The organism is Naumannella halotolerans (assembly GCF_004364645.1).
Taxonomy (GTDB): Bacteria; Actinomycetota; Actinomycetes; order Propionibacteriales; family Propionibacteriaceae; genus Naumannella; species Naumannella halotolerans.
The window spans coordinates 102,814-128,534 of the sequence record NZ_SOAW01000003.1; the positions used below are offsets into that span (position 1 = coordinate 102,814).

Consider the following 25,721-nt stretch of genomic DNA (forward strand, 5'->3'; position numbering starts at 1 on the left):
CGCTGGCGATGCCCACCCCGGTCGGCGGGCCCCTCACCGAACGGAGGGGTGAGCCGTTCGTCGGCGGCTTCGGCTGTCGCCGCCAGGGCCTAGGCTGAAGCAATGGCGTGGACGGTGGACCGGGTGGCGGCAGCGGCCCCCGATTCGGCGTCGGAGGTGGCCGGCCGCCGGCTCGCCGTACCTGCTCCGTGGAGTGCCACCGGGGTGGACGGCGGGCTGCTGTGGGGCCAGTGTCGAGGCTCGGGGCGAACGCCCTACCAGGTGAGTATCGACACCGAAGGCCCGCGGTACAAATGCACCTGTCCGTCACGGAAGTTCCCCTGCAAACATGCCCTCGGACTGCTGTTCCTGTGGGCCCAGGGACAGCTCGGCGGTGACGACGGGGTCGCCCCACCGCCGACCGCGCTGCGAGCCGAGCCGGCGCCGGCCGACCGGTCGGCCGGCACCGAGCAGACCCCGGAGCAGCGGGCCGCAGCAGTCGCCCGGGCACAGCGGCGGACCGAACGGGTCAGTGCCGGCATGGTCGAACTCGACCGCTGGCTGGCCGATCAGGTACGTGGCGGGCTGGCCCGCGCCGCCGCCGACCCGTACCGCTGGGCCGAGCCGATGGCCGCCCGGATGGTCGACGCCCAGGCCCCGGCTGTGGCGAACTGGCTGCGTCGGCTGCCGGGGGTGATCGCCTCCGGGCAGGGCTGGCCCGAACGGCTGCTGGCCGAACTCTCCGGGATGCACCTGCTGGCCAGGGCCTGGGAACGGATCGACGACCTACCGGCCGAGCTGGTCGCGACGGTGCGCAGCAGGATCGGGTTCACCACCGCCAAGGCCGAGGTGCTCGCGGGCGAACCCGTGCACGACCGGTGGGTGGCGGTGGGGGTGCGCGACCTGGACGAGGAGCAGGTCTCCACCCGGCGGGTCTGGCTGCGGGGTCAGCGCACCCGGCGCTGGGCACTGGTGCTGTTGCACTCGGCCAACGGCGCCCCCTGGGAGATGCCACTGCCGCCGGGGTCGGCGCTCACCGCCGACCTCCACTTCTATCCCGGCCGCCCCGCGCTGCGGGCAGTGATCGGAGCCACCGCCGGTGACGCCGAACCGGTGAGCGGATGGCGGGTGGCCGGTGATACGGCCGCCGAGGTCGGACGGGGGTGGGCCGAGCTGCTCGCTCTGGACCCGTGGACCCGGCAGGCGCCGGTGCTGTTGGCCGGCACCGTCGGATTCAGCGAGGGCCGATTCGGGCTCACCGATGCCGACGGCGTGACCGTACCGCTGAGCGGGCCGGAGGAGATCCTGTGGCAGGTGCTGGCACTGATGGCCGGAGTGCCGGCGGTCCTCTTCGGCGAGTGGTCCGAGGCCGGGCTGCTGCCCGGCAGTGTGATCGACGGGCGGGTGCATCCGCTGTGACCGCCGAGACAGGGGCAGAAGTGGCGGGCAGCGAACCGCAGGCCGACGGCCCGGCACCCCGTTTCGCCGACCTCGCGGCGGCCGCAGTGCTCGGTGTCGCCTCCCGCGAGGTCGTCCTGAGCACCCTGGCGCCGGACCTGCAACCGGTGGCGGCGGAGCCTGCGGAGGCATTGCTGGACACCGCGGCGCTGCTCTCGGCCGGGTTGCGCACGGTCGTGCCGACGGTCCAGGTGGGGCCTCCCGATCCTCCGGTGACCGAGTCCCGGCCGACCAACTCTACGGTGGTCGACCAGCTGTTGCTCCGGCTGGCCGAGGACCGGCCGCTGCTGCTGCTGGCGCTGCGCCGGATCCGCGCCGCCGGGCAGGTGCTGCCGCCGCTCCGCGTACCGGCCCTGCTGACCGCCACCCGGACCAATGCCGGTGGCGTGAGCGGCACGGAGCTGGCCGACGCGCTGCTCCCGGTGCTGGGGACGGTCGGTGAGTGGATCGCCGGCCAGCACCCGCGCTGGTCGATCCTCACCCGCCCGGTCACCGAAGGCTGGCCGGACGCCGAACCGGCCGAGCAGATCGCCTGGTTCCGGCGGGTCCGGGCCGCCCACCCGCAGGCCGCGGCCGAACTGCTCGGTGCCGACGCCGCCGACTTCGGCGCCGCCCAGCGGGCGGAACTGGTGGCTGCCCTGGCCGACGGGCTGAGCGAGACCGACACCGCACTGCTGGATGCCTTCGCCGCCGACCGCAGCCTGCCGGTCCGCTCCACCGCCCAGTCCCTGGCCTGGCGGCTGCCGGGAACCGCCGAGGCCGAGCGGGCCGCGGAGAACGCCCGCCGGTCGGTCCGGATCCGGCCGGGGGCGATCACGCTGAGCGAGGGCGCCACCGACGCGATCGCGGCCGTCGTGCCGCACCGCTGGCCGGAGATCTTCGGGGTCGAGGCAGCCGCAGCATTGGCCGTCCCGGGTGGGGACAAGCTGATCCGCGGTCTGGCCCGGGCCGCCGTCCGCTTCGGCGATGCCGAGACCGCCTACTGGGTCCTGCGGTTCTCCCGACCCGGGGAGGATCTGCCGCAACTGTGGTTCGGTCTGCCCGATGAGGAGCGGGCCGACCGGGTGATGACCTCGCTGGTCAGAAAACCCCAGACCTCGGAGGCGCTCGAGCAGTGGGCACAGTGGCCGAGCCAGTTGTCGCGGCGACTCGCCTTCTGGATGGAGGAGCGGTTACGGAAGGAGCACTCCGTACCGCTGATGGACCTGTGGGTGACGCGGGTCCCCGACGCCGACGTACCTGCGGCCACCGGGTACGCCCGTCACCTGGCCTTCGAGGCCCGGGGCCCGGCGCACCGACGTGCCTGGGAGCGGGCCGCGGAACGGCTGAACCTGCGCGCCTCCATCCTCCGCAACCTGCCCCTCACCGATGACGCCCCCGCACGTACCCCGAACCAGGGAGGAACCCCGTGACCGAACAGACGATCCTGCGGCCGCACGCCGAACAGGCATTCGCCGAGGAGCTGAAGGCACTGGCCGCGGTCGACGAGCGGCCACGACCCGCCAGCTGGCAGCTCTCGCCGTGGGCGGTGGTGGACTATCTGGTCGGGGCCACCTTGCCCGACCGGACCTTGATCACACCGAAGTACATCGGTTCGCGGCGGCTGATGGAGATCGCCGTCGCCAGCCTGGCCACGGACCGGGCATTGCTGCTGCTGGGGGTGCCGGGTACGGCCAAGTCGTGGGTCTCGGAGCACCTGGCGGCGGCGATCAGTGGTGACTCGACGCTGTTGGTGCAGGGCACCGCGGGGACCGCCGAGGAGGCGGTGCGGTACGGCTGGAACTACGCCCGGTTGCTGGCCGAGGGGCCGTCGGAGGGGGCGATGGTCCCCTCCCCGGTGATGACCGCCATGCAGCAGGGACGGCTCGCCCGGGTGGAGGAACTGACCCGGATCCCCTCCGATGTGCAGGACGCGTTGATCACCGTGCTGAGCGAGAAGACGCTTCCGGTACCGGAACTGAACACCGAGGTGCAGGCCGTCGCCGGGTTCAACATCATCGCCACCGCGAACGACCGCGACCGTGGGGTGAACGAGCTCTCCGCGGCGCTGCGGCGGCGGTTCAACACCGTGGTCCTGCCGTTGCCGGCCAGTGCCGAGGACGAGGTACGGATCGTCACCCAACGGGTCGCCGATCTCGGGCGGTCGCTGGAGCTGCCGGCCACCGAGGCGTCGGCGGAGATCGCCCGGGTGGTGACCGTCTTCCGGGAACTGCGCTCGGGGATCACCGAGGACGGACGGACCAACCTGAAGTCTCCCTCGGGCACCTTGTCGACCGCCGAGGCGATCTCGGTGATCACCAACGGGCTGGCCCTGGCGACCCATTTCGGTGACGGCGAGCTCGGTGCGGCCGAACTGGCCGGCGGGATCGTCGGCGCGGTGATCAAGGACCCGGTCGCCGACGGTGTCGTCTGGGCCGAGTACCTGGAGACGGTGGTCAAACAGCGCAAGGACTGGAAGGACTTCTACTGGGCCTGCCGCGAGGTGCAGTGATGGCCGAACAGCCACTCGTCCGGGTCCTCGGGATCCGCCACCACGGCCCCGGATCGGCCCGGGCCGTGCTGGCGGCACTCGAGGAACTGCAACCCGAGGTGGTGCTGATCGAGGGACCGCCGGAGGCCGACGGACTCGTCGAGTACCTGGCCAATCCCGAGCTGCAACCACCGGTCGCGCTGCTGGCGTACCGCAACGACGATCCGGCCGCGGCCGCGATGTGGCCGCTCGCCCAGTTCTCACCCGAATGGCAGGCATTGACCTGGGCGGTCGGCCACGGGGCGACGGTCCGGTTCATGGACCTGCCCGCCGCGATCGTGCTGGCCGACCCGGCAGAGGAGGATCCCGACCTGCTCGAGCTGGAGGAGGATCCGGAGTCCGACGAGGACGGGGGTGTCGACGAGGACCGGGATGCCGACGGTGAACGGATGCGCTCGGACCCGATCGCCGTCCTCGCCCGGGCCGGTGGTTACGACGATCCCGAACGCTGGTGGGACGATGTGGTCGAGTCCCGCCGCGACGGCGACCCCTTCGACGCGATCACCCAGGCCATGGCCGCGGTACGCGAGAGCGCCCCGCCGCAGCGCAGTCCGCAGGCACAGTTGCGGGAGGACCGCCGGGAGGCCCAGATGCGCAAGGTGCTGCGGGCGGTGATCAAACAGGGCCCCCGGTCGATCGGGGTCGTCTGCGGCGCCTGGCATGCACCGGCACTCAGCGGGAAGCTGCCGCCGGCCACCAAGGACAACGCACTGCTGCGTGGCCTGCCGAAGACCAAGATCAGTATGGCCTGGGTGCCGTGGACCCATTCCCGGCTCGGACTGTGGTCGGGTTACGGGGCCGGGGTGGAATCACCGGGCTGGTACCACCATCTGTTCTCCGCCACCGACCAGGTGATCGAACGCTGGATGACCAAGGCAGCCACGGTGTTGCGTGATCATGACCTGCCGGTCTCCAGTGCGCACGTGATCGAGTCGGTACGGCTGGCCGACGCCCTGGCCGCCCTGCGGGATCGTCCGCTGGCCGGCCTCAGTGAGGTCAGTGATGCCGCCGAGGCGGTGCTCTGTGAGGGCCACCGTCCGCTGGCACAGTTGATCAATTCCGAGGTGGTGATCGGCGAACGGTTGGGTACGGTGCCCGACGAGGTTCCGGTGGTACCGCTGGAGGCCGACTTCCGGGCGGCGGCGAAGGCCGCCCGGTTGAAACCGTCGGCCACCGAACGTGAACTCGTGCTGGACCTGCGTACCCCCACCGATCGCCGGCGCTCGGTGCTGCTGCACCGGATGTCGATCATCGGAGTCGACTGGGGCGAGCGGGTGGCCACCGGGGGCATCGGCACCTTCAAGGAGGGCTGGGCGGTGCTCTGGCAGCCGGAGCTGTCGGTGAAGCTGATCGAGGCATCGTTGTGGGGGACGACCTTGGTCTCCGCGGCCGAGTACCGGCTGTCGCAGCGCAGTGATGATCTTGCCACGATCACCCAGGCGATCTCGGCGGCGATCGTCGCCGAGCTGCCGGGGGTGCTGCCGCAGCTGATGCGCGGCCTGGACGCTCGGGCGGCCCGGACCAACGATGTGTTGGAGTTGTTGGCCGCGCTGGTTCCGCTGGTGGAGGCGCAGCGTTACGGCGATGTCCGGGGCACCGATACGCAGGCATTGGCCACGGTCGCGCGGGGGCTGCTCGATCGTGCCTGTGCCGGACTCGGCGCCGCCCTCGGCGGGCTCGCACCGGAAGCGGCCGAACAGGCCCGGGAGCGGATCGACGACACCCACCGGGTGGTACCGCTGCTGCCCGGCGCCAAACAGGTGTGGATCGAGACCTTGCAGACCCTGTTGGACCGGGCCGATCTGCCGCCCGGGATCTCCGGCCGGGTGGTGCGGATGTTGTTGGACGGTGGCCAGGTGAGCGTCGACGAGGCGGGGGACCGGTTGCATGCGGCCCTGTCGGTCGGCTCGTCGGCGGCGGAGAAGGCGTTGTGGGCCGAGGGTTTCCTGTCCGGCGGTCCGCTGCTGCTGATCCACGACGAGCGTTTGCTGGCCCTGGTCGATGAATGGCTCGGTGAACTGGCCGAGATCGAGTTCCTCGATGTGCTGCCGCTGCTGCGGCGTACCTTCGGTGCCTTCTCCCCACCCGAGCGTCGGGAGCTGAATCGGGTGGCGGCCGGTGTCGAGCGGGCAGCGATCAGCGACGAACCCGAGATCGACCTGTTGGCCGCAGCCGGGGTGCTGCAGACGATCCGCAGCATCCTGACTCCGAGCTCGACGCCGGCAGGTGCGGAGCGGATCGGGTCGGTGGACGGGGGTGTGCATGTCTGAGGAACAGCCCGGCGGCGCAGGAACGGACGAGCGACGGCGTCGGTGGCGGCTGGTGACCGGCGGGGACGAACCGTTGCCCACCTCCGATCAGGGGATGGACAAGGCACTGAGTCAGCTCTACGACAGCGGTGATGGTGGGGGAGCCTCGGGCGCACCCCGTTCGGCCGGTCTCGGCAGTTCCTCGCCGAAGCTGGCGCGCTGGTTGGGTGACATCCGCAGCTACTTCCCCTCGACGGTGGTGCAGGTGATGCAGCGTGACGCGATCGAACGACACAGACTGCACCGGTTGATGCTGGAGCCGGAGATGCTGGCCTCGATCGAGCCCGATGTGCACCTGGTCGGGACCCTGGTGGCGCTGGCCGATGCGTTGCCGGCCGAATCCCGGGAGACGGCCCGACAGGTGGTACGGGAGGTGGTGGAGGCGATCGAGAAGCGGATCGGCGAAACCACCCGCTCGGCGCTGCGGGGGTCGCTGGACCGTGCCTCGCGTACCCATCGGCCGCGGCACGCCGACATCGACTGGAACCGGACGGTGCGGGCGAACCTGAAGCACTACCAACCCGAGCACCGCACCGTGGTGCCGGAACGGTTGATCGGGTACGGAAGGCGTTCGACGGCGGTCCAGCGCGAGATCGTGCTGGCGATCGATCAGTCGGGGTCGATGGCCGAATCGGTGGTCTATGCCTCGGTCTTCGCCTCCGTGCTGGCCTCGATCCGCTCGGTGCGTACCCAGGTGGTGGCCTTCGACACCGAGGTGGTGGACCTGACCGACCAGCTGGAGGATCCGGTCGATCTGCTGTTCGGGATCCAGCTCGGTGGCGGTACCGACATCAACCGGGCCGTCGGCTACTGCTCGACCTTGATCACCCAACCGCAGAACTCGATCTTCGTCCTGATCAGTGATCTCTACGAGGGCGGAGATTCCGAGGAGTTGCTCACCAGGCTGGGGCAGCTGCGTACCGCCGGTGTGCAGTGTGTGGCGTTGTTGGCGTTGGCCGACAGTGGGGCACCGGCCTACGATCATGATCTTGCTGCACAGCTGGTGGAGCTGGACATCCCGGCCTTCGCCTGCACCCCGGATGCGTTCCCCGAGCTGCTGGCCGCGGCGGTCCGGGGTGCGGACCTGCGAAGTTGGGGTGAGCGTTACCGGGCCGAACGCAGTCAGGGCTGAGTCTCAGCGGATCTTGATCCGCAGGCTCTCGGTCGGGGCGGTCAGTCCCAGTTGGGAATGGTCGGCCGCGGCACTCCAGATGGTGGTCTGGAACGGCAGCATCAGCGAGTCCGGGGCGCGGCAGCTGGCGTCGTAGAGGGCGCCGATGTCCTTCAGCACGGTCGCCCGCTGGGTCTCCTCGCACCGGTTGACCGCCGGCCGGGCGCTGACCATGTCGATCAGGCCACGGCGGGTGATCGGCACCCAGTTGCGCCAGGTCCGGGTCGCGACGGTGCCGAAGTGTTCGCATTCCTCGATCACCGCGGCCGTCTCGGTGCCGTAGGCGCCGCGCATGGCGCTCGGGTCGAGCTGCTGGACCAGGGCGCCCAGCCGCTTCACCCAGGGAACGGTGTCGTCGCGGCTGTTCAGCACCAGCACCACCCGGCCGCGGGCCCGGAGCACCCGGGCGATCTCCGGCAATGAACGGTGCAGCTTCGCGCTCTCGGTCAGTCCCTCGCCGATCACCACCCGGTCGAAGCTGTGCGAGGCGAAGGGCAATGCGGTCGGTTCGGAGCAGACGGCTCCGGCACTGACCCGGCCGGCCATCCGCTCGGCGGCGGCCTTCCGGGCCTCGGCGCAGACCACCCGGTGCCCGGCCCGGCTGGCCAGCTCGGCGAAGCCGCCGAGCCGGCCGATGCCGAGCACGGTCGACCGGGCATCCGGCAGAGCCCAACCGACGCTGTCCTCGGGAAAGGGGGTACGTCGGATGCTCATGGGCCCGACCTTAAGGGTCGGCGGCGGGCAACGACGGCAGACTCGGCCCGTGTCGAGCACTCCACAGCGACCGAACAGGTTCGACGGGGCACCTGGGTGGCCGGGCGGCGTCTCCCGGGCTCGTACCACCCGGTTGTGGAGTTCCAGGGCGAACCGGCGGGCCCTTGCCCTACTCAGCGTAGGACGGCTGTCGCCAGGAGACCTACCACCCCCGCCACGAGGTAGTAGGACGCCGCAGGAAGAATGAGGAGCAGCAGTGAACGTCCCCAGAACCCGGTGACGGCTCTGAGCGAGCCTCGTTGCCGCAACTTCAGATTGACGATCCACGACCCGAAGGTTTCCACGCCTGGCCCAGGTGGTGGTCTCCAGGGTCCTCCCGTCCTAGCGGATTGGTACCAGGGTCACCCATCGAGGTAGTCAGCTCCCGTTTCGCCATCCCACTTCGGGTGATTGCGGCGTCAGAATCTGCAGCCTCGCGACATTCCACGTCAGCTTGAGGCGGCGGGGCAGTTGTTCGCAGCAAGCCAACTGTGCGTTGGCTGGCAATCGCCGATCTCGGGGGAGTTGGCGGTGCTCGAGTGCGGGTTCTGTGGATGCTGAGGCTTGCGGCAACTGCCTCGCGGGGCACGCACCAATCATCCGGAGGGTTGCACATCCAGGGCCGCCCATGGCGCCGGCGACGATGCCGGTCGGATCGATTGGCGGATTGCCCGGCTGTATGGGCCGATCTGCCAGCAGCATCGGTGACCCGACACCCGGACAGCGCAATGGCGCCCGTCTCCCGACGGACGCCAGTGCTCACTTGTGATCAGGCGCCATGCGTGCAGTGTTCGTATCGCCGGCCGTGCGCTCTGCATCGGTCTCGGCAACCCCTGGACGGTTCTGGTCTCGGCGTGGCCACCTGTTCACTTGTGAAGGCCTTGAACCCAGTGTGACTCAAGCCACAGCAAAACGGAACCCCTTTGTCCACAGATTTTCCGGCGGCTCTGGGATCCGGTACGTGCGACGGCGAAGCTGCCTGCATGGCGAGTCCGAACGATCCCTTGGTGATCACTGCCGACCGAAAGCTGTTGGACCAGGTCCAGTCCTGCGCTGCTGTCGCCGGGGTCAGTCCGACCTTGGCCGACGGGACGGTCGAGTTGTCCCGGAACTGGTCCAGCAGCCCGCTGGTGCTGGTCGGTGTCGACCAGGCCCAACGAGTGACCGAACAACTGCCGAGCAGACGGGGCGAGACCGTACTACTGGGCCACGACGATCAGACCGAGGCGTTGTGCCGCTGGTCGCAGCCACTGGGCGCATCGATCCTGGCGCTGCCGGAGGGGATCGGCTGGCTGACCACCCTGTTCGGCAGTGACCCCGAACCGGGCAGCGGCAGGTTGCTCGCGCTGGTCGGTGGCTGCGGCGGTATCGGCACTTCGACCTTGGCTGTCGGGATGGCCCAGCGGTTGCCCAGCGCCCGCGGCGCGGTCGGCGAAGCGGCCGGACCGGTGGCGGTCGTCGATGTCGACCCGGGCAGCGGCGGGATCGACCTGGTGCTGGGCGTGGAGTCGGTGCCCGGACGACGCTGGTCGCATTTCGCCGCAGCCCACGGTCACCTGCGCGGGCTGCTGGACGAACTGCCCGGCCGCGACCGGGTGAAGGTGTTGTCGGCCGATCCTCGTTCTCCGGAGCCGAATCCCTCGGCCGTCACCGCGGTGCTGCGGGCAGCCGGTGAGGAGGCCGTGGCCAGTCTGGTCGATCTCGGTCGCGGTGGCGGCGCGGTGAGCGAGTCGGTGATCCGCCTGGCCTCGGAGGTCTGGCTGGTGGTGGGCAATGACATCGCCTCCATCGCTGCCGCCCGCCGGACGCGGATCCGGTTGCCGGCCGCTGCTGTGCGGCTGGTCGTGCGCCGGCACCGGTGGGGAGAGCTGTCGGCCGATCAGGTGGCCGAGCTGGTCGGCGTACCACTCGTGGGTGCGGTGCCGACCGACCACCGGATCGCCCGCGGGGTCGATCAGGGTATGGGCCCGGTGGCGGTCGCGGGGCGTCGCTGGATCCGCGCGGTCGATGCACTGGTCGGCCAGTGGTGGTCGGCGGCATGAGTACCGTCGATCGGCGGGGGTATCCGGCCACGACGGTCCTCGGCGGGGTCGGATCCGGCCGGGACCGCGAAAGCACCGACCCGACTCGGGCCGAGGTCGACCTCGATCGCCTGCGGCCCTGGCTGGCCGAGCTCGAGCAGGCGCCCACCCCGGCCGATGTGGCGCAGGCCATGCGGGCGGCCGGGTTCGCCGTCACCGACCGATTGCTCGCCGAGACCGTCGGCCGACTGCGGCGCGACATCACCGGGGCCGGGCCGCTGGAGGATCTGCTGCACCAGCCGGGCGTCACCGATGTGCTGGTCAACGGACCCGACCAGGTCTTCGTCGATCGGGGCCGCGGGCTGGAACCGGCAGGCATCAGTTTCGCCAATGACGCCGAGGTACGCCGACTCGCCAGCCGGTTGTCGGCCCTGGCCGGGAGACGGCTGGACGACAGCGCGCCGTTCGTCGATGCCCGGATGGCCGACGGGGTACGGGTGCACGCCATCCTCTCCTCGCTGGCCGATCCGGGCACCTGCCTGTCGTTGCGAGTTCCCCGCCGGACGGTGCTCGACCTGGCCGAGTGGGTCCGGCTGGGCAGCCTGCACCCGGTCGCCGCGGAGCTGTTCGATGCCTTGATCAACTGTCGGGCGGCCTTCTTGATCAGCGGTGGCACCGGCACCGGCAAGACCACCTTGCTCGCCTCGCTGCTCAGCCGCGTACCCGATGACGAACGGATCCTGATCGTCGAGGACTCCCGGGAGCTCAATCCCGATCATGGTCACTGCCTGCGGCTGGAGGCCAGACCGGCCAACGCCGAGGGGGCCGGTCGGATCAGTCTCACCGACCTGGTGCGGCAGGCGCTGCGGATGCGGCCCGACCGGCTGGTGCTCGGTGAGGTACGTGGTGCCGAGGTTGCCGATCTGCTGACGGCGATGAACACTGGCCACGAGGGTGGTTGCGGTACGGTCCACGCCAACTCGGCGAGCGATGTCCCGGCGCGGCTGGAGGCATTGGCCGCACTCGGTGGGATGGGTCGGGACGCGGTGCATTCCCAGCTCGCGGCGGCTGTCGACGTGTTCATCCATCTCAGCCGTGGACGCGACGGGCTCCGGAGCCTGTCCGAGATCTGCGTCGCGACTCGTAGCGCCGGTGAGGTCCGTGCGGAGACCGCCGTGCGGTTCGATCATGATCAGGTCCAACGGTGCAGCGGTGCCGAACGGCTCGACCGGATCCTCAGCCGATGATCATCATCGCCGTCGTCTGTGCCGCCGTCTTCGGCTGGCTCCTGTGGCCGGTCCGTGTACCACTGTCCCGTTTGCAACCCGAGGAACCGGCAGCTGGTGGACGCTGGGCACGGTTGCTGCCCGCTGCGGTCGTCGTGCTGATCGGGGCAGTGGTGGTGATCAGCAGTGGGTACGGCAGTCTGCTGCTGCAGGGGGCCACGATCTGTGTGGTGATCGCGATGATCGTTCTCACTGTGTGGGGCAGGCGGCGGGACCGGGCAGCTCTGCGCCGTCGGTCGGCGGTGGCCGAGGCGGCGCAGGTCCTCGCGCAGAGCCTGCACAGTGGTGCGATCCCCGAACAGGCCCTCGCGGCGGCGGCCCTGGAGTGCCCGGTGCTCGAACCGGCGGCGGCTGCCTCGCGGGTCGGTGCTGACCCGGTCCGGGTGATGTTCGCCGGGTCCCCGCAACCCGGTGCCGCCGGGATGGCCGAACTGGCCCGGGGGTGGTCGCTGATCATCCGGTCCGGTGTGCCCGCCGGGCCGCTGTTGCAGCGGCTGGCGACCTCGGTGGCGGCCGAGGAAGAAGTGGCGGCCGAACTGCAGACCGAATTGGCCGCGTCGCGGTTCACCGGTCGGTTGCTCGCGGCTCTGCCGTTGGCCGGACTGTTGATCGGGTTCGTGGTCGGTGGCGACCCGATCGCCTTCCTCCTCGACACCCTGGTCGGTCAGGTCTGCCTGTTCCTCGGCGTGGTTCTGGCTGCTGCCGGTGTGTTCTGGGGCGAACGGATCGCGGCCCGCAGCGGACCGGTGCCCCAGCTGCCGTCCGAGCCGTCGATGACCAGAGGATGATGATCATGGTCGCGACTGTCGTTGCTGCGCTCGGTACGGCCGTCGTCGTCGCGCTGCTGGTCGGCGGCCCGACGCAGGCGCGGACTCGGCTGGCAGGGGAATCGGCCGGTCCTGTCCGGCCGTCGGTGCCGGCGCTGTCGTGGCGGGTCCGGGTGCTTGCCGGTGGTGGGGCCGGGGTCGTCACCGCGATCGTGTTCTGGCCCTCTGCCATCGCGCTGATCCTGTCGTTGCCGGTGGGGATCTGTGTGCTGCTTGCGCTGGGTCGTCTGCAACCGGCCGCCGTCCGGCGGGAGCAGGAACTGATGACCGTCGAGCTGCCGGGGACGCTGGAGCTGTTGGCGGGATGCCTGGGGTCGGGTATGCCGTTGCCTTCGGCCCTGAAGGAGGTCGCCGGACTGACTTCAGGACCCCTGGCAGCGCGATTGACCCGGGTGATCGTGGCCCTCGAACTCGGTGCCGACGACGCGGGGGCGTGGAACTCGCTGCGTGAGGATCCGGTGCTGGGTCGGTTGGCCCGCGACGCGGTTCGCTCCTCGGAATCGGGAGCTCCGTTGGCCGATGTCCTGCTCGGCCATGCGGTCAGGGCCAGGGTGGGCCGGCACCAGATGATGCGTGCTCACGCGAGGACGGCCGGGGTGCGCAGTGTGCTGCCGGTGACGCTCTGTTTCCTCCCGGCGTTCCTGCTGATCGGGGTGGTGCCGATCGTTGCCGGCGCCATCACGGCACTGCTGCCGTGAGTCGTCAGCGTGTCGAGGTCGGCGCGTTGGTAACCGGATCAGGGGTCCGCGAAGAGTGACGTCAGAGTCATGGGGAGAGCGGCTGGCTGGTCGAAGTGTGCCGATGGCGGCCCGTCCAGGGGATGCCCGGGATCCGGGGTGCGAACATCCGGCTGACTCGCTTCCTCCGACAGGATCAACGGCTCCTGTGTCGCTGATTCGTTGTCCACAGCGTTCAGCAATCCGGGCTCTGTCCACAGATCCGGCGGATCGCGACTGATCGTGGTGGCGGATTCCCATGGTTCGTACGACCCGTTCGGGTCAGGTGCCCGTGGGCACCCAGGGGAATCAGGAAAGGGAATGATCATGGGAGCAGGACAGGATCCGGTCCAGGCGTCGACCGTCAGCGAGGAGATCGAGTCGGAGGGCGTCCTCGCCCCGGTGGGCTCCGAACACGGCGACCTGAACGAGCGGGGGATGACCACCGCCGAGTATGCGGTGGGGACCGTGGCGGCGGTGTCGTTCGCCGGCATCCTCCTCAAGGTGTTGACCAATCCGGAGGTGCAGGAAGCACTGCTGCAGTTCATCATCTGGCTGATCGGGTTGTTCAGCGACCTGCAGCCGTTCTGAGACGAAGATCCGGATCAATCGGGCTGCTGGGCGACGGGCCGAGGTGGCCGGCAGGACCTGCCGGCCACCTTCGGGTACGCCTCGACACAGGAGGCCGAGGCGAACGCTCGACAGGTACGTCGAGTGGTGAGACCGGCATGACAGGAGGTGGCAGATGACCAGAAACCGACAACGCGGCATGGTCACCGCTGAGATCGCCGTGGGGTTGCTCTGCTTGGTGGTGATCTTGGTCGGGATCGGTTTCGGTCTGGGGGCGATGAACCAGCAGGTGCGTTGCAGCGAAGCAGCCGCGGAGATCGCCCGGCAGGTCGCCCGGGGTGACGATGCCGCAGCCGATCTGGCCCGGCAGCGGGTGCCCGATGGCGCCGAGGTCAGCGTGTTCGACGAAGGCGGCAGGGTGGAGGTGACCGTCGAGGCCGCGTACCGGCCGTTCGACCTGGTGCCGGCGATCACCACGACTGCCCGTTCCAGGATCGGATCGGAACCGGGGTGATGAGCGTGCTCAGAACCCGTCCGACGACGCGTTGCCGGGCCGGCCGGGCACGGCCGGCACGGTTCGACGAGTCCGGTTCCGGGACGGTGTTGATCATGACGCTGATGCTGGTGGCGATGCTGCTCGGAACGGCGGTGCTGATCGTCTCCGGATACCGGGTCGCGGCGGTCCAGGCCCGTGCCGGTGCGGACTCGGCAGCCTTCTCCGGGGCACAGGCCGCCGTGGCCGGTGCTGATGGTTGTGCTGTGGCCGCCTCGGCTGCCCAGGCCAATGGAGTCGAACTGGTCGAGTGTTCCGAGGTCGGCGATGCCCTCGACCTGGTGGTCTCGGTCCGGGTGGAGGCGCCGGTGAGCATGCCCGTGGCGGGGCTTCCGGAGTCGATACCGGCGATTGCCCATGCCGGGTCATTGCAGACGGTGGACCCGCCGTAGACTCTGGCGCGGAGAGGAGCGCGACGATGGGCTACCGAGAATCGTACGACCGGAGCATCAGCGACCCGGAGGGTTACTGGGCCGAGCAGGCGAGCGCGATCGACTGGTTCACACCGCCGAAGCAGGTGCTGGTGCCGAGCGAGGGTGAGGACGGCGAGCCGATCCCCCGATGGTTCGGCGGCGGTGTGCTGAACACTTGTTACAACGCCCTCGACCGGCACGTGATCGCCGGGCGTGCCGACCAGCCCGCGCTGATCTACCACTCGGCGATGACCGATGCGCGCCGGACCTACACCTACGCCGAGCTGCTGGAGCGGGTCGCCAAGCTGGCTGGTGCCCTGACTGCCCTCGGTGTCCGCCGCGGCGACCGGGTGGTGATCTACATGCCGATGATCCCCGAGGCGGCGATGGCCATGCTTGCCTGCGCCCGGCTCGGCGCGATCCACTCGGTGGTTTTCGGCGGGTTCGCCCCGGCCGAGCTCGCCGCGCGGATCGACGGTGCCGAACCGAAGGTGATCATCTCGGCCTCCTGCGGGCTGGAGCCCAACCGGGTGGTGGAGTACCAGCCCATCCTCGACGCCGCGCTCTCCCGGACCGAACACCAGCCCGACCACTGCATCGTGCTGCAGCGGCCGGAGGCCAGGGCCGAACTGACTGAGGGGCGTGACCACGACTTCGCCGAATTGATGTCGGCCAAGGACATCGAACCCGCCGCGGCGGTCGAGGTGGAGGCGCTGGATCCGCTCTACATCCTCTACACCTCCGGCACCACCGGGAAGCCCAAGGGGATCGTCCGCGACAACGGTGGCCACGCCGTGGCGATGAGCTATGCGATGCGGGAGATCTACGACGTCGGGGCGGGTGAGGTGATGTTCACCGCTTCCGATGTCGGCTGGGTGGTCGGACACTCCTTCATCGTCTACGGGCCGCTGATCGCCGGGGCCACCACGATCCTGTACGAGGGCAAACCCGTCGGTACCCCCGATGCCGCCGCGTTCTGGCGGGTGGTCGCCGAACACGGTGTGAAGGCGATGTTCACCGCACCGACCGCGATCCGGGCCATCCGCAAGGTCGATCCCGACGGCGAACTGCTGGCCGATCACGACCTCTCCACCCTGCAGACCCTGTTCCTGGCCGGTGAACGGACCGACCCGGACACGCTGAACTGGGCGGCCGAGAAGCTCGACATCCCGGTGGTGGACAACTGGTGGCAGACCGAGACCGGCTGGCCGATCGCGGCCAACCTTCGCGGGATGGAACCGATGCCGATCAAGGCGGGCTCACCCTCGGTGCCGGTGCCCGGGTACGACGTGCAGGTGCTCGGCCCCGACGGCACCGAGCTGCCAGCCGGCACCGAAGGCGCCATCGCGATCAAGCTGCCACTGCCGCCGGGCACCTTGGCCGGGGTCTGGGGTGATCGTCAGCGGATGGTCGGCTCCTACCTCAGCGCCTATCCCGGTTACTACGCCACCGGTGACGGCGGCGTGATCGACGAGGACGGCTACGTGACGATCCTCGGCCGTACCGACGACGTGATCAACGTCGCCGGACACCGGCTGTCCACCGGTGCGATGGAGGCCGTCATCGCCACCCATCCGGCAGTCGCCGAATGCGCGGTGATCGGTGTCGCGGACCAGCTCAAGGGACAGATCCCGCGCGGCTTCGTCGTCCTGAAACAGGGCAAGGAGGTCGACCCCGCCGAACTGGAGGCAGCACTGGTCAAACTGGTCCGCGACGAGATCGGCGCCGTGGCGGCACTGCGCCGGATCGATGTCGTCGACGGATTGCCCAAGACCCGCTCGGGCAAGATCCTGCGCAAGACCATGCGGGAGATCGCCGACGGCAAGCAGGCGGTGATCCCGTCCACGATCGAGGACCCGAGCGTGGTCGAACAACTGCGCCCGGTGCTCGGCAGCTGACCCGGCCACCGACACACACTCGGTCCCGGTCCATGGTGATTCGGTCCGAATGGTGTCCAGTGGTGATTCGGTCCGAATGGTGACTGGGTCCAGATACCTGGACAAGGGACGCGGGCCTGACTGCCCAGCCCTCCTGCTCACGTGGCACCTTCCGCCATGGATGAAGATGACAACTGCTCGCGGACAGGGTTGGCTTCTGGCGTGACCACCCCGGACCCCGACACCCGTACCCTGCTGACAGCGCTGCGCCGCCGGTTCCTCGACGTCGACTACACCGTCGACGCAGTGCTGGACCGGATCGGTGAATCCGGTCAGGACGGGCTCGGTCGCAACCAGACCACCCCGGCCACCCGCGCCCTCGGTGAGGCGACCGATCCGTTGGCGACCCTGATCCGGCTGTTCCTGCTGCAGCGCAGTGTCGACATCGAACCGCTGCAGCACGCCCTGCCGGAACTGCTCACCCCACTGCTGGACGCCGAGATCGTCGAACTCGTCGAACACGGCGTCCGGGCCCTGATCGACATCCGACCCTACGCCACCGAGGACGCACTGCCCAAGTGGATCGTCTCCGACCTGACCCCCGGCCTGGACTCCCCGCCGCCGCCGATGCGCCCGGACTACGTCCTCGGTGTCTCCCCGGCCTCCACCACCTTGGCCCAGCTGACCATCCGACGACCGGTCGGCCGGGCGCTGGACCTGGGGGCCGGATGCGGTGTGCAGAGCGTGCACCTGGCCGACCATGCCGAGCAGGTGGTCGCGACCGACCTGAACCAGCGGGCACTGCGGCTGGCGGCCTGGACCGCCGAGTTGAACCAGACGCCGGTCGAACTGCTGGCCGGTGACCTCTACGCCCCGGTCGCCGAGCAGAGCTTCGACCTGATCGTCAGCAACCCGCCCTATGTGATGTCGCCGCCGGCGACCGGCGCCGAACGACTGACCTACCGCGAGGGCGCCCGACGTGGCGACGAACTGGTCCGCGAAGTCGTCACCGGCGGGATCGAACGACTCACCGAGGGTGGCACCCTGCAGGTGCTCGGCAACTGGGCGATCACCGACGAGGACTGGGGCGCGCGGATCCGTACCTGGTTCCCCGAGACCGGTGTCCAGGCGCTGGTGCTCGAACGCGAACACCTCGATGTGTTCAGCTACATCGAGATCTGGCTCACCGACGCCGGACTGGTCGGCACCCCGGACTACCTCGAGCAGTACGACCGGTGGCTCGACTACTTCGACGAGCTCGGCATCCGCGGCGTCGGCATGGGCTGGATCACCGTCCGCAAATCGGGCGACGCACCCTCGATCATCCGCACCGAGAGCTGGCCGCATGCCGTCGCCCAACCCGTCGGGGACGCCCTCGGCGACTGGCTGGACGCCGTCGGTGACTCCACCATGGCCGCCGAACAACTCTGGGCGACGAACTGGCGGCTGGACCGCCGGGTCGACGCCGAGACCATCGGCCGGCCGGGCGCGGAGGACCCCGAACACGTCGTCTACCGCCAGCGCACCGGCCTGCTCCGGGCGGTGGAGGTCGACACCGCACTCGGCGGCGTGCTCGGCGCCTGTGACGGCGACCTGCCGCTGGGTGTGATCGTCGATGCCGTCGGCCAGTTGCTGGAGGTCGATCCGGCCGGATTGCGTACCGATCTGTTGCCGCGGCTGCGGGAACTGATCGCCGACGGATTCCTGCGTCGCCCCCGGAGGTGACCGTCACCGAGGTGAGTGATCGCTCCGGTACATCCACCTTGCCGAACCGCGGCCCTCGGGTACGCTTCGGCGGTGTTGGCCCCACACAGGGGGTTATCAGGAGAGGTAGCAGTGGCAGCAGAATCGACCAAGACCCTCGTGATCGTGGAGTCGCCGACCAAGGCGACCAAGATCGCGGGCTATCTGGGCGATGACTACATCGTCGAGTCCAGCCGCGGGCACATCAGCGATCTGCCCACCAATGCCTCCTCCGTACCCGCCAAGTACAAAGGTGAGAAGTGGGCCCGGCTCGGGGTCGACGTCGACCACGACTTCGAGGCCATCTACGTCGTACCGCCGGAGAAGAAGCCGACCATCACCTCGCTGAAGCAGGCGCTGGCCGAAGCCGACGAACTGCTGCTGGCCACCGACGGTGACCGCGAAGGTGAGGCCATCGCCTGGCACCTGCAGCGGCAACTGAAGCCGAAGGTGCCGACCCGCCGGATGGTCTTCCACGAGATCACCGAATCGGCCATCCGCGAATCCCTCACCCAGTTACGCGACTTGGACATGGACCTGGTCGACGCCCAGGAGACCCGCCGGATCCTCGACCGCCTCTACGGCTTCGAGGTCTCCCCGGTGCTGTGGCGGAAGATGACCCAGAACCTGTCGGCCGGCCGGGTGCAGTCGGTCGCCACCCGTCTGGTGGTGGACCGGGAGCGGGAGCGGATCGCCTTCCGCAGCGCCGCCTACTGGGACCTGGCTGCCCAACTGGATGCCGGTGCCGAGGCCGAACCGCGCAGCTTCCGCTCCCGGGTGACCGAGATCGGTGACCATCGGATCGCCCAGGGCCGCGACTTCGATGCCCGCGGTCAGCTCACCGCCTCCGGCTCTGCCCCGGTGATCGCACTCGACGAAACCGCGGCGAACACCATCGCCGACAGCATCCGTGCCGCCGACCTGAGCGTGAAGCAGGTCGAGTCCAAGCCCTACACGCGACGGCCGTACGCGCCGTTCCGTACCACCACCATGCAGCAGGAGGCCGGGCGTAAACTCGGGTTCTCCGCCCAGCGGGCGATGTCGGTCGCCCAGGACCTGTACGAGGGTGGCTACATCACCTACATGCGTACCGACTCGGTGCAGTTGTCGAACTCGGCGATCACCGCCGCCCGGGCGCAGGTGAAGCAACTGTTCGGCGACAGCTACCTGCCGAAGTCGCCGCGCGTCTACACCTCCAAGGTGAAGAACGCCCAGGAGGCGCACGAGGCGATCCGGCCTGCCGGCGACACCTTCCGTACCCCCGCCCAGACCGGGCTGAATGGGGACGCCTTCCGGTTGTACGAACTGATCTGGATGCGCACCGTCGCCTCGCAGATGGCCGATGCGGTCGGTGAGACCGTGACGGTACGGATCCAGGCCGACCTGCCCGGATCGGTCACCGTCACCTCGCCTGCCGCACAGGTCACCGCCGACACCGCACAGCTGGTGGCCTCCGGGCGGACCATCACCTTCCACGGCTTCCTGAAGGCCTATGTCGAGTCGGTCGACGACGGTGCCAGCGATGATCAGCAGACCCGCCTGCCGCAGCTCAGCCAGGGACAGGCACTGAGCGCCGAGGAGGTCATCGCAGCCGGTCACGAGACCCGCCCGCCGGCCCGCTACACCGAGCCCTCGCTGGTGGCGAAACTGGAGGAGCTGGAGATCGGCCGGCCCTCGACCTACGCCTCGATCCTGCGCACCATCACCGCTCGCGACTACGTGTTCAAACGCGGCGCGGCGCTGGTGCCGACCTGGCTCGCCTTCGCCGTCACCCGCCTGCTGGAGGAACACTTCACCCAGCTGGTCGACTACGACTTCACCGCCAAGTTGGAACAGACCCTGGACCTGGTCGCCGGCGGCAATGCCGAGCGGGTACGGGTGCTCAGCGACTTCTACTTCGGCGACGGTGATGCCGAAGGGCTGAAGGAACTCACCACCGAACTCGGCGACATCGACGCCCGGAAGATCAGCACCTTCGGCATCGGCGACCTCGACTCCGGGCTCACCGTTCGGGTCGGCCGGTACGGGACGATCGTCGAACAGGCCCCCGAGGGCGACGGTGAGGGCAAGCGTGCCGCCGTACCCGACGACCTGCCGCCGGACGAACTGACCGTGGAGAAGGCCAAGGAGTTGCTGGCCCGCCCGATGGGGGAGGAGCGGGAGCTGGGGCTGCATCCCGACACCCACCGCCCGATCGTGGCCCGCAGCGGACGCTTCGGCCCCTATGTCACCGAGGTGTTGGCCGAGGATGCGCCGAAGGGGACCAAACCGCGCACCGGTTCGCTGTTCAGCTCGATGGACCTCGACACCATCGACCTGGACACGGCACTGAAGCTGCTCAGCCTGCCCCGGACCGTCGGCGAACTCGACGGGGAGACGGTGACCGCGCAGAACGGGCGCTACGGCCCGTACCTGAAGAAGGGCAGCGATTCGCGTTCGTTGGAGACCGAGGAACAGATCTTCACCGTCACCATCGACCAGGCCAAGGCGATCTACGACCAGCCGAAGCGTCGAGGACGGGCAGCGGCCAAACCGCCGCTGAAGGAACTCGGCAACGATCCGAACACCGAGAAACCGATGGTGGTCAAGGACGGCCGGTTCGGGCCGTACGTGACCGACGGTGAGACCATGGCGAGCCTGCGCCGCGGTGACGACGTGGAGACGATCACCCCCGAGCGCGGGGCCGAACTGCTGGCCGAGAAGCGCGCCAAGGGACCGGCGAAGAAGGCGGCCAAGAAGGCGCCGGCGAAGAAGGCCGCGGCCAAGAAGTCGACCGCCAAGAAGACGACTGCGAAGAAGACGGCCAAGAAGGCGCCGGCGAAGAAGACCGCAGCCAAGAAGACGACCGCGAAGAAGGCGACTTCCTCGTCCAGCAGCGGGAGCTGAGATGCCCCAGGCCTCCCTCTCCGGCGAGGTCCGGATCGAGCTTCCCTTCGCCGCTCGGCCCTCGCGGCTGGTGAACTCCGAGCTCGGCATCGACAAGGTGACCGTGCTCGGCGGTCCGACCGATCGGTGGACCCGCCAGGAGACCCTGCTGGACGCCGCCGACTTCCGGCTCATCCGGGCCGGGATCGTGCTCACCCATCGGGTGAGCGACGGCCGTGGTGACTGGAACCTCTCGGCGCCGGGGTGGCATCCGTGGTTGCCGGCCGATCGCAGTGAGCCGATGAGCGACGGGGATCTTCCCGACGAACTCGCCTCGCTGATCCGCCCGTTCCGGCGGGACGCGCCGCTCACCCCGGTCGCCGCCCTGGAGGTGGACAACTGGACCTATGCCTTGCAGTCGGCCGGTGAACGGATCACCACCGTGACCGACAAGTTCGTCACCGTCCGCTCCGGTGGGCTCACCACCTCGCGATTCCGGGAGGTCACCGTCGGGGCGGGGTTGAACACCGAGCAGCGCGAATGGGTGATCGAGATCCTCGGGTTGGCCGGTGGCACCCAGGTCGAGGAGTTCGTCTCCCTGGCCGGTCGGATCGGCGCCCCGGCCACCGGCCGTACCGATTTCCCGGCCCCGGCGCCCTGGGATGATCACAGCCGGATCGACGTGGTGATCGGATCCCTGCTGGCCGCCCGGCTGCAGATGATCATCACTGCCGATCTTGCACTGCGCGGTGGTGGCCCGGCGGATCCGTTGATCGAACAGCTGACGGCCGTGGCCACCGAGTTGCGCGGACTGGCGCCGTTCCTGCGGCACCCGTCGAGCCTTCCCGAGGACTACATCGAGATCGCCGAGCGTCTACGTGCTGCCGATCCTGACGAAGCGCTGACGGTGATCAACAGTGGCCGTCACCTGAAGGCGCTGGACACGTTGATCCGCAGCGTCCGGGCACCCCGGCTGGTCGACGGCATCGACACCGATCAACCACCGAAGGCGCGCGATGCCTTCGGTGGCCTGTTGGAACGGGTCTGCCTGGACTTCGTCGAGGCCTGCGACCGGTTGTCGCCGGAGTCCGATGACGAAGCCTGGCAGGCCGCCGTCGCCGCCGGTGGGCAGTTGATCAACTCCGCAGCGATCACGCAGATGATCAAGCCCAAACGTTCGAAGCGGGTACGCCGGGCGACGAAATCGATGCTCGCCGAGTTGCGGCAGTCGATCATCGACAGCTCGCCACCGGAGATCGACCGACTGAGTCCGGCCGAGGCCTTCGAGGCCGGTCGGAGCTTCGAGCGCGCCGACGCCCGCCGGCAGGCCGCCCGGGCCCGGGCGGTGGCCCTGTGGTCCTCGCTGCGAGGAGAGTTCCGATGACCACTCCACCGGTACGGGTGCGGGCATGAGCGGCTTGTTCGTCGTCTTCGAGGGCGGTGACGGGGTCGGCAAGTCGACCCAGCAGCGACTGCTCGCCGAACGCCTGACCGAGGCCGGGATCGCCCAGCTGACGACCCGTCAACCCGGTGGCACACCGGCCGGGGCGACCATCCGGAGCATCCTGCTGGACCCGGCCACCGGGGATCTGGCGCCGAAGGCCGAGGCCCTGTTGTATGCCGCGGACAAGGCACAGCATGTGCACGAGGTGGTACGACCTGCCCTGGCACGTGGTGAGGTCGTCGTCTGCGACCGCTATGTCGACTCGTTGCTCGCCTACCAGGGCGCCGGCCGGGTGCTGTCGAGCTCGGAGGTGGCCGAGATCTCCGATTGGGCGACCGATGGTCTGCTGCCCGACCTGACCGTACTGCTGGATCTGGATCCGGTACGCGGGGTCGCCGACATCGTCGCCAAGGATCGGATCGAGGCAGCCGGTGCCGACTTCCACCAGCGGGTACGCGAGGGGTTCCTGAGCCTGGCCGGAGCCGATCCGGGTCGCTACCTGGTACTGCCCGCCCGCGATGACCGGTCCGCGATCGCCGGGGTCGTCTGGCGCCGAGTGCGAGAACTGCTGTCGGAGCGACCGGGTAACTTCGGATCGTGACGACAGACCCCCGACCGGCGGGTCGGACAGCCAGACGGGCAGGGGAGCGATGAGTCAGGTCGAGACCGCACCGTTCCCGGTCGAGCCCGGCAGCGGAGGCTTCGGTGTCTGGGCCGACCTGGTCGGTCAGGGTCGGGCGGTGGACACCCTGAGGCGTGCCGTCGCCGGCGGGCCGCATGCGATGAGCCACGCCTGGTTGATCACCGGGCCGCCGGGGTCCGGACGCTCGAATGCCGCCCGGGCCTTCGCCGCTGCCCTGGAATGTGAATCGGCGGATCGGACCATGGCCGGCTGCGGGGAGTGCCGCGGCTGCCGTACCGCGCTCAGCGGAGCCCATCCCGATGTCACCCTGGTCCGCACCGAGATGCTGTCCATCGGGGTCGACGAGATCCGCGACCTGGTGCGCCGGGCGTCGATGAGCCCGAGCGTCGGCCGCCATCAGGTGCTGGTGATCGAGGATGCCGATCGGGTCACCGAGCGCGGGGCCGATGCGTTGTTGAAGAGCATCGAGGAGCCCTCACCGCGGACGGTGTGGCTGCTCTGCGCGCCGACCCCGGAGGATGTGGTGGCGACCATCCGCTCGCGGTCCCGGGCACTGCACCTGACCACTCCGCAGCCGGCCGCGGTCGCCGAGCTGTTGCAGCGCCGCGACGGCATCCCGGCCGAGCAGGCGGTGGCCGCCGCCCGCGCCGCGCAGGGCCACATCGGTCGGGCCCGGGTGCTCGCCCGTAACCCGGAGGCGCGGGAGCGGCGACATGCCGTGCTGCAGATCCCCGGGCGATTGCGTTCCCTGGGTGCCTGTCTGACGGCGGCGGAGCAGCTTGTCACTGCCTGTTCGGCCGAGTCCGCCCAGGTCACCGCCGAGCTGGACGTGAAGGAACGCGAGGAACTGGAACGGGCACTCGGGGTGGGGACGAAGGGCGCCAGGTCCCGCTCGGCGCAGGCAGCCTTGCGGGAGCTGGCCGATCAGCAGAAGGCACGGGCCAAGCGCTTCGAACGCGACGCCCTCGACCGGGCGTTGACCGAGTTGACCGGGTACTACCGCGATGTGCTGAACGTGCAGACCGGTGCGGCGGTTGAGCCGATCAATGTCGAACTGGCCGAACAGATCGCCGCGCAGGCGTCCCGGTCGCGTCCGGAGGCGACTCTGCGACGGATCGACGCACTGCTCGCCTGCCGGGAGGCATTGGAGACCAACGTCCGGCCACTGCTGGCGGTGGAGGCGATGTTGGTCGCGCTGGTCCGGGCCGATCGCCCCGACTGAGAGCGGCCGCTGCACCCGATCGGTGACCGGTCGACTCGTGGGTGTTGTCACCGGTCGACTCGTGGGTCGGGCACCGGGCCGATTCGTATGTCGATTGCCCGGTTCCGCGGCGTGTCAGCCGTGTTGCTCCGCGATTCGGGGCTATGGCGATGAAACACTGACACGGACACCCCGGAAAGGAGAGGCTCGTGACCACGAAGTCCCAAGAGGCGGTCGACCACGAGTCGACACCCGACGATGCCGCAACCCCGAAGACGGGTTCCACCGCTGTGAACCGCTCCAGCCATGCCCAGGCCAATCAGGCGGTGCCGGCCGACGGTACGGCCGAGGACACCCACATCAGCCGTACCACCGATATTCAGGAGTCCCCCACGGTGAGCAGCGACCAGCCCAGCGGGGACAGGATTCCTGCCGACAACACCGACGAGGCGACCGAGCTGCTGCCGCAGACGCCCAGGAGCAGCGGCAGCGAGAAGAAGCCGGCCGAACCGACCCGGCCCCTCTACCGTGACGAGGTCGACGACTCGACCCAGGTGATCTCGCGTCCGGCCGACAGCGGGGAGCACACCCAGTTGCTCGCCGAGGTCGAGGCCGAGGAGACCGACTGGGCCGAACAGCGTCGTGCCCGTGAGGCCGCGCTGGGCATGAAGCAGCGTCCACCGGCCTATCAGGAGGAGGAACCGCAGCCGGTCGCACCGGCCAAGCGCAGCAAGTCCCCGCGTACCACCGACCGCTTCCTCGGCTCGCTCGGGCTGTTCGTGCTGCGGGTGATCGTCGCCGGGATCATGGGTCTGCACGGTGTGGCCAAGCTGTTCGATCTGGCCGGCGTGGAGACCATGTTGTCGAACACGGTCATCCCGTACCCCGACATCATGGCGCTGGTGCTGGCGATCAGCGAGGTGGCCATCGCGGTGGCCCTGCTCCTCGGTGTGCTGGTCCGGCTGGCCGGACTCGGTGTCGCCGCCATCGGCATCGGCGCGCTGGTGTTCGTCCTCTGGCTGACCTTCCCGTTCCAGAACGGGTACGAGCTGACCGGTGAGCTGGAGCTGCTGCTCGGTGCGGTGGGCATCCTGTTCCTCTGCGTCGGCGGTGGCCGGTGGTCGATCGACGGCAGCTTCCGGGCCAGCCGCCGTCGCAAGAAGGAGGAGACCGCGCTGGACCAGGCGTCGGTCTGATCCTCCAACACTGCCTTCAGCAGCGGGTGTCGCACCGATCGGTGCGACACCCGCTGCGTTTGTGTCTGCGATCCTGCAGGCGCAGGCATTCGTGATGTGGCGTAGGCCCTGATCCCGGACCGGAACCGTCGGTGCAGCAGCGCGCGTTCTTGATGCGCGCCGGGGC

20 protein-coding genes are annotated in these 25,721 nt (G+C 69.5%); 19 read left to right on the plus strand and 1 reads right to left on the minus strand.

The genetic code is table 11. The features are described from left to right. Window positions 1-102 precede the first annotated feature (102 nt). The 5 genes from CLV29_RS14480 to CLV29_RS14500 are packed head-to-tail and all read left to right on the plus strand — an operon-like array spanning window position 103 to window position 7,408. The gene (locus CLV29_RS14480) at window positions 103-1,398 is read left to right on the plus strand and encodes an SWIM zinc finger family protein (RefSeq protein WP_133755814.1); all 1,296 of its coding nucleotides are present in this window, start codon (window positions 103-105) and stop codon (window positions 1,396-1,398) included. Beyond that, on the plus strand, window positions 1,395-2,849 hold the full coding sequence (locus CLV29_RS14485; protein ID WP_166649294.1) for a DUF5691 domain-containing protein: 1,455 nt from the start codon (window positions 1,395-1,397) through the stop codon (window positions 2,847-2,849). Before CLV29_RS14480 ends, CLV29_RS14485 begins: the two co-directional genes overlap by 4 nt. Continuing rightward, window positions 2,846-3,928 (plus strand): ATP-binding protein, encoded by a 1,083-nt coding sequence (locus CLV29_RS14490; protein ID WP_133755816.1) that lies wholly within the window; start codon window positions 2,846-2,848, stop codon window positions 3,926-3,928. Before CLV29_RS14485 ends, CLV29_RS14490 begins: the two co-directional genes overlap by 4 nt. After that, window positions 3,928-6,237, plus strand: a complete 2,310-nt coding sequence (locus CLV29_RS14495; RefSeq protein ID WP_133755817.1) for a DUF5682 family protein — start codon at window positions 3,928-3,930, stop codon at window positions 6,235-6,237. The genes CLV29_RS14490 and CLV29_RS14495 overlap by 1 nt, the downstream gene beginning before the upstream one ends. Further along, complete coding sequence (locus CLV29_RS14500) at window positions 6,230-7,408, plus strand: VWA domain-containing protein (protein WP_133755818.1); 1,179 nt, start codon at window positions 6,230-6,232, stop codon at window positions 7,406-7,408. The genes CLV29_RS14495 and CLV29_RS14500 overlap by 8 nt, the downstream gene beginning before the upstream one ends. A gap of 3 nt (window positions 7,409-7,411) precedes the next feature. On the opposite strand, the gene CLV29_RS14505 is transcribed toward CLV29_RS14500, so the two are convergent. Next, window positions 7,412-8,161: a class I SAM-dependent methyltransferase gene (locus CLV29_RS14505; protein ID WP_133755819.1), complete on the minus strand. Its 750-nt coding sequence runs from the start codon at window positions 8,159-8,161 to the stop codon at window positions 7,412-7,414. Between the two features lie 1,022 nt (window positions 8,162-9,183). Here CLV29_RS14505 and ssd point away from each other — a divergent pair. The 14 genes from ssd to CLV29_RS14575 all read left to right on the plus strand — a co-directional run bounded on the left by ssd (window position 9,184) and on the right by CLV29_RS14575 (window position 25,555). After that, complete coding sequence (gene ssd / locus CLV29_RS14510) at window positions 9,184-10,242, plus strand: septum site-determining protein Ssd (RefSeq protein ID WP_133755820.1); 1,059 nt, start codon at window positions 9,184-9,186, stop codon at window positions 10,240-10,242. Next, on the plus strand, window positions 10,239-11,468 hold the full coding sequence (locus CLV29_RS14515) for a TadA family conjugal transfer-associated ATPase (RefSeq protein ID WP_133755821.1): 1,230 nt from the start codon (window positions 10,239-10,241) through the stop codon (window positions 11,466-11,468). The genes ssd and CLV29_RS14515 overlap by 4 nt, the downstream gene beginning before the upstream one ends. Continuing rightward, on the plus strand, window positions 11,465-12,295 hold the full coding sequence (locus CLV29_RS14520; protein ID WP_133755822.1) for a type II secretion system F family protein: 831 nt from the start codon (window positions 11,465-11,467) through the stop codon (window positions 12,293-12,295). The genes CLV29_RS14515 and CLV29_RS14520 overlap by 4 nt, the downstream gene beginning before the upstream one ends. 5 nt (window positions 12,296-12,300) lie before the next feature. Continuing rightward, on the plus strand, window positions 12,301-13,032 hold the full coding sequence (locus CLV29_RS14525) for a type II secretion system F family protein (RefSeq protein ID WP_166649295.1): 732 nt from the start codon (window positions 12,301-12,303) through the stop codon (window positions 13,030-13,032). A 345-nt stretch (window positions 13,033-13,377) separates the two neighbouring features. Beyond that, window positions 13,378-13,641 carry a DUF4244 domain-containing protein gene (locus CLV29_RS14530; protein WP_133755824.1) on the plus strand — a complete coding sequence of 88 codons (264 nt, stop codon included), beginning with the start codon at window positions 13,378-13,380 and terminating at the stop codon, window positions 13,639-13,641. A gap of 154 nt (window positions 13,642-13,795) precedes the next feature. Further along, window positions 13,796-14,134 carry a TadE family type IV pilus minor pilin gene (locus CLV29_RS14535; protein ID WP_133755825.1) on the plus strand — a complete coding sequence of 113 codons (339 nt, stop codon included), beginning with the start codon at window positions 13,796-13,798 and terminating at the stop codon, window positions 14,132-14,134. After that, on the plus strand, window positions 14,134-14,565 hold the full coding sequence (locus CLV29_RS14540) for an Rv3654c family TadE-like protein (protein WP_133755826.1): 432 nt from the start codon (window positions 14,134-14,136) through the stop codon (window positions 14,563-14,565). The genes CLV29_RS14535 and CLV29_RS14540 overlap by 1 nt, the downstream gene beginning before the upstream one ends. Window positions 14,566-14,591: 26 nt before the next feature. Next, a complete protein-coding gene (locus CLV29_RS14545) occupies window positions 14,592-16,484 on the plus strand; it encodes a propionyl-CoA synthetase (protein ID WP_133755827.1) in 1,893 nt (630 codons plus the stop codon). A 201-nt stretch (window positions 16,485-16,685) separates the two neighbouring features. Beyond that, a complete protein-coding gene (locus tag CLV29_RS14550; protein WP_243831958.1) occupies window positions 16,686-18,188 on the plus strand; it encodes a DUF7059 domain-containing protein in 1,503 nt (500 codons plus the stop codon). 111 nt (window positions 18,189-18,299) lie between these two features. Continuing rightward, the gene (topA, locus tag CLV29_RS14555) at window positions 18,300-21,092 is read left to right on the plus strand and encodes a type I DNA topoisomerase (RefSeq protein WP_133755829.1); all 2,793 of its coding nucleotides are present in this window, start codon (window positions 18,300-18,302) and stop codon (window positions 21,090-21,092) included. Between the two features lies 1 nt (window position 21,093). Next, a complete protein-coding gene (locus tag CLV29_RS14560) occupies window positions 21,094-22,455 on the plus strand; it encodes a CYTH domain-containing protein (protein WP_133755830.1) in 1,362 nt (453 codons plus the stop codon). Between the two features lie 25 nt (window positions 22,456-22,480). After that, window positions 22,481-23,116, plus strand: coding sequence for a dTMP kinase (gene tmk, locus CLV29_RS14565; protein ID WP_133755831.1), 636 nt, complete (start codon window positions 22,481-22,483; stop codon window positions 23,114-23,116). 49 nt (window positions 23,117-23,165) lie between these two features. After that, window positions 23,166-24,380 carry a DNA polymerase III subunit delta' gene (locus tag CLV29_RS14570; RefSeq protein WP_133755832.1) on the plus strand — a complete coding sequence of 405 codons (1,215 nt, stop codon included), beginning with the start codon at window positions 23,166-23,168 and terminating at the stop codon, window positions 24,378-24,380. Window positions 24,381-24,568: 188 nt separating this feature from the next. Further along, the gene (locus CLV29_RS14575; RefSeq protein ID WP_133755833.1) at window positions 24,569-25,555 is read left to right on the plus strand and encodes a DoxX family protein; all 987 of its coding nucleotides are present in this window, start codon (window positions 24,569-24,571) and stop codon (window positions 25,553-25,555) included. Window positions 25,556-25,721: the final 166 nt, after the last annotated feature.

What these genes read in the sequence shown, in the direction of transcription:
- CLV29_RS14560 (WP_133755830.1), top strand. Translation starts at nt 21,094, where the DNA reads ATGCCCCAGGCCTCCCTCTCCGGCGAGGTCCGGATCGAGCTTCCCTTC.
- CLV29_RS14515 (WP_133755821.1), top strand. Translation starts at nt 10,239, where the DNA reads ATGAGTACCGTCGATCGGCGGGGGTATCCGGCCACGACGGTCCTCGGC.
- CLV29_RS14505 (WP_133755819.1), bottom strand. Translation starts at nt 8,161, where the DNA reads ATGAGCATCCGACGTACCCCCTTTCCCGAGGACAGCGTCGGTTGGGCT.
- CLV29_RS14540 (WP_133755826.1), top strand. Translation starts at nt 14,134, where the DNA reads ATGAGCGTGCTCAGAACCCGTCCGACGACGCGTTGCCGGGCCGGCCGG.
- ssd (WP_133755820.1), top strand. Translation starts at nt 9,184, where the DNA reads ATGGCGAGTCCGAACGATCCCTTGGTGATCACTGCCGACCGAAAGCTG.
- CLV29_RS14535 (WP_133755825.1), top strand. Translation starts at nt 13,796, where the DNA reads ATGACCAGAAACCGACAACGCGGCATGGTCACCGCTGAGATCGCCGTG.
- CLV29_RS14545 (WP_133755827.1), top strand. Translation starts at nt 14,592, where the DNA reads ATGGGCTACCGAGAATCGTACGACCGGAGCATCAGCGACCCGGAGGGT.
- CLV29_RS14525 (WP_166649295.1), top strand. Translation starts at nt 12,301, where the DNA reads ATGGTCGCGACTGTCGTTGCTGCGCTCGGTACGGCCGTCGTCGTCGCG.
- CLV29_RS14570 (WP_133755832.1), top strand. Translation starts at nt 23,166, where the DNA reads ATGAGTCAGGTCGAGACCGCACCGTTCCCGGTCGAGCCCGGCAGCGGA.
- CLV29_RS14480 (WP_133755814.1), top strand. Translation starts at nt 103, where the DNA reads ATGGCGTGGACGGTGGACCGGGTGGCGGCAGCGGCCCCCGATTCGGCG.
- tmk (WP_133755831.1), top strand. Translation starts at nt 22,481, where the DNA reads ATGAGCGGCTTGTTCGTCGTCTTCGAGGGCGGTGACGGGGTCGGCAAG.
- CLV29_RS14500 (WP_133755818.1), top strand. Translation starts at nt 6,230, where the DNA reads ATGTCTGAGGAACAGCCCGGCGGCGCAGGAACGGACGAGCGACGGCGT.
- CLV29_RS14530 (WP_133755824.1), top strand. Translation starts at nt 13,378, where the DNA reads ATGGGAGCAGGACAGGATCCGGTCCAGGCGTCGACCGTCAGCGAGGAG.
- CLV29_RS14520 (WP_133755822.1), top strand. Translation starts at nt 11,465, where the DNA reads ATGATCATCATCGCCGTCGTCTGTGCCGCCGTCTTCGGCTGGCTCCTG.
- CLV29_RS14495 (WP_133755817.1), top strand. Translation starts at nt 3,928, where the DNA reads ATGGCCGAACAGCCACTCGTCCGGGTCCTCGGGATCCGCCACCACGGC.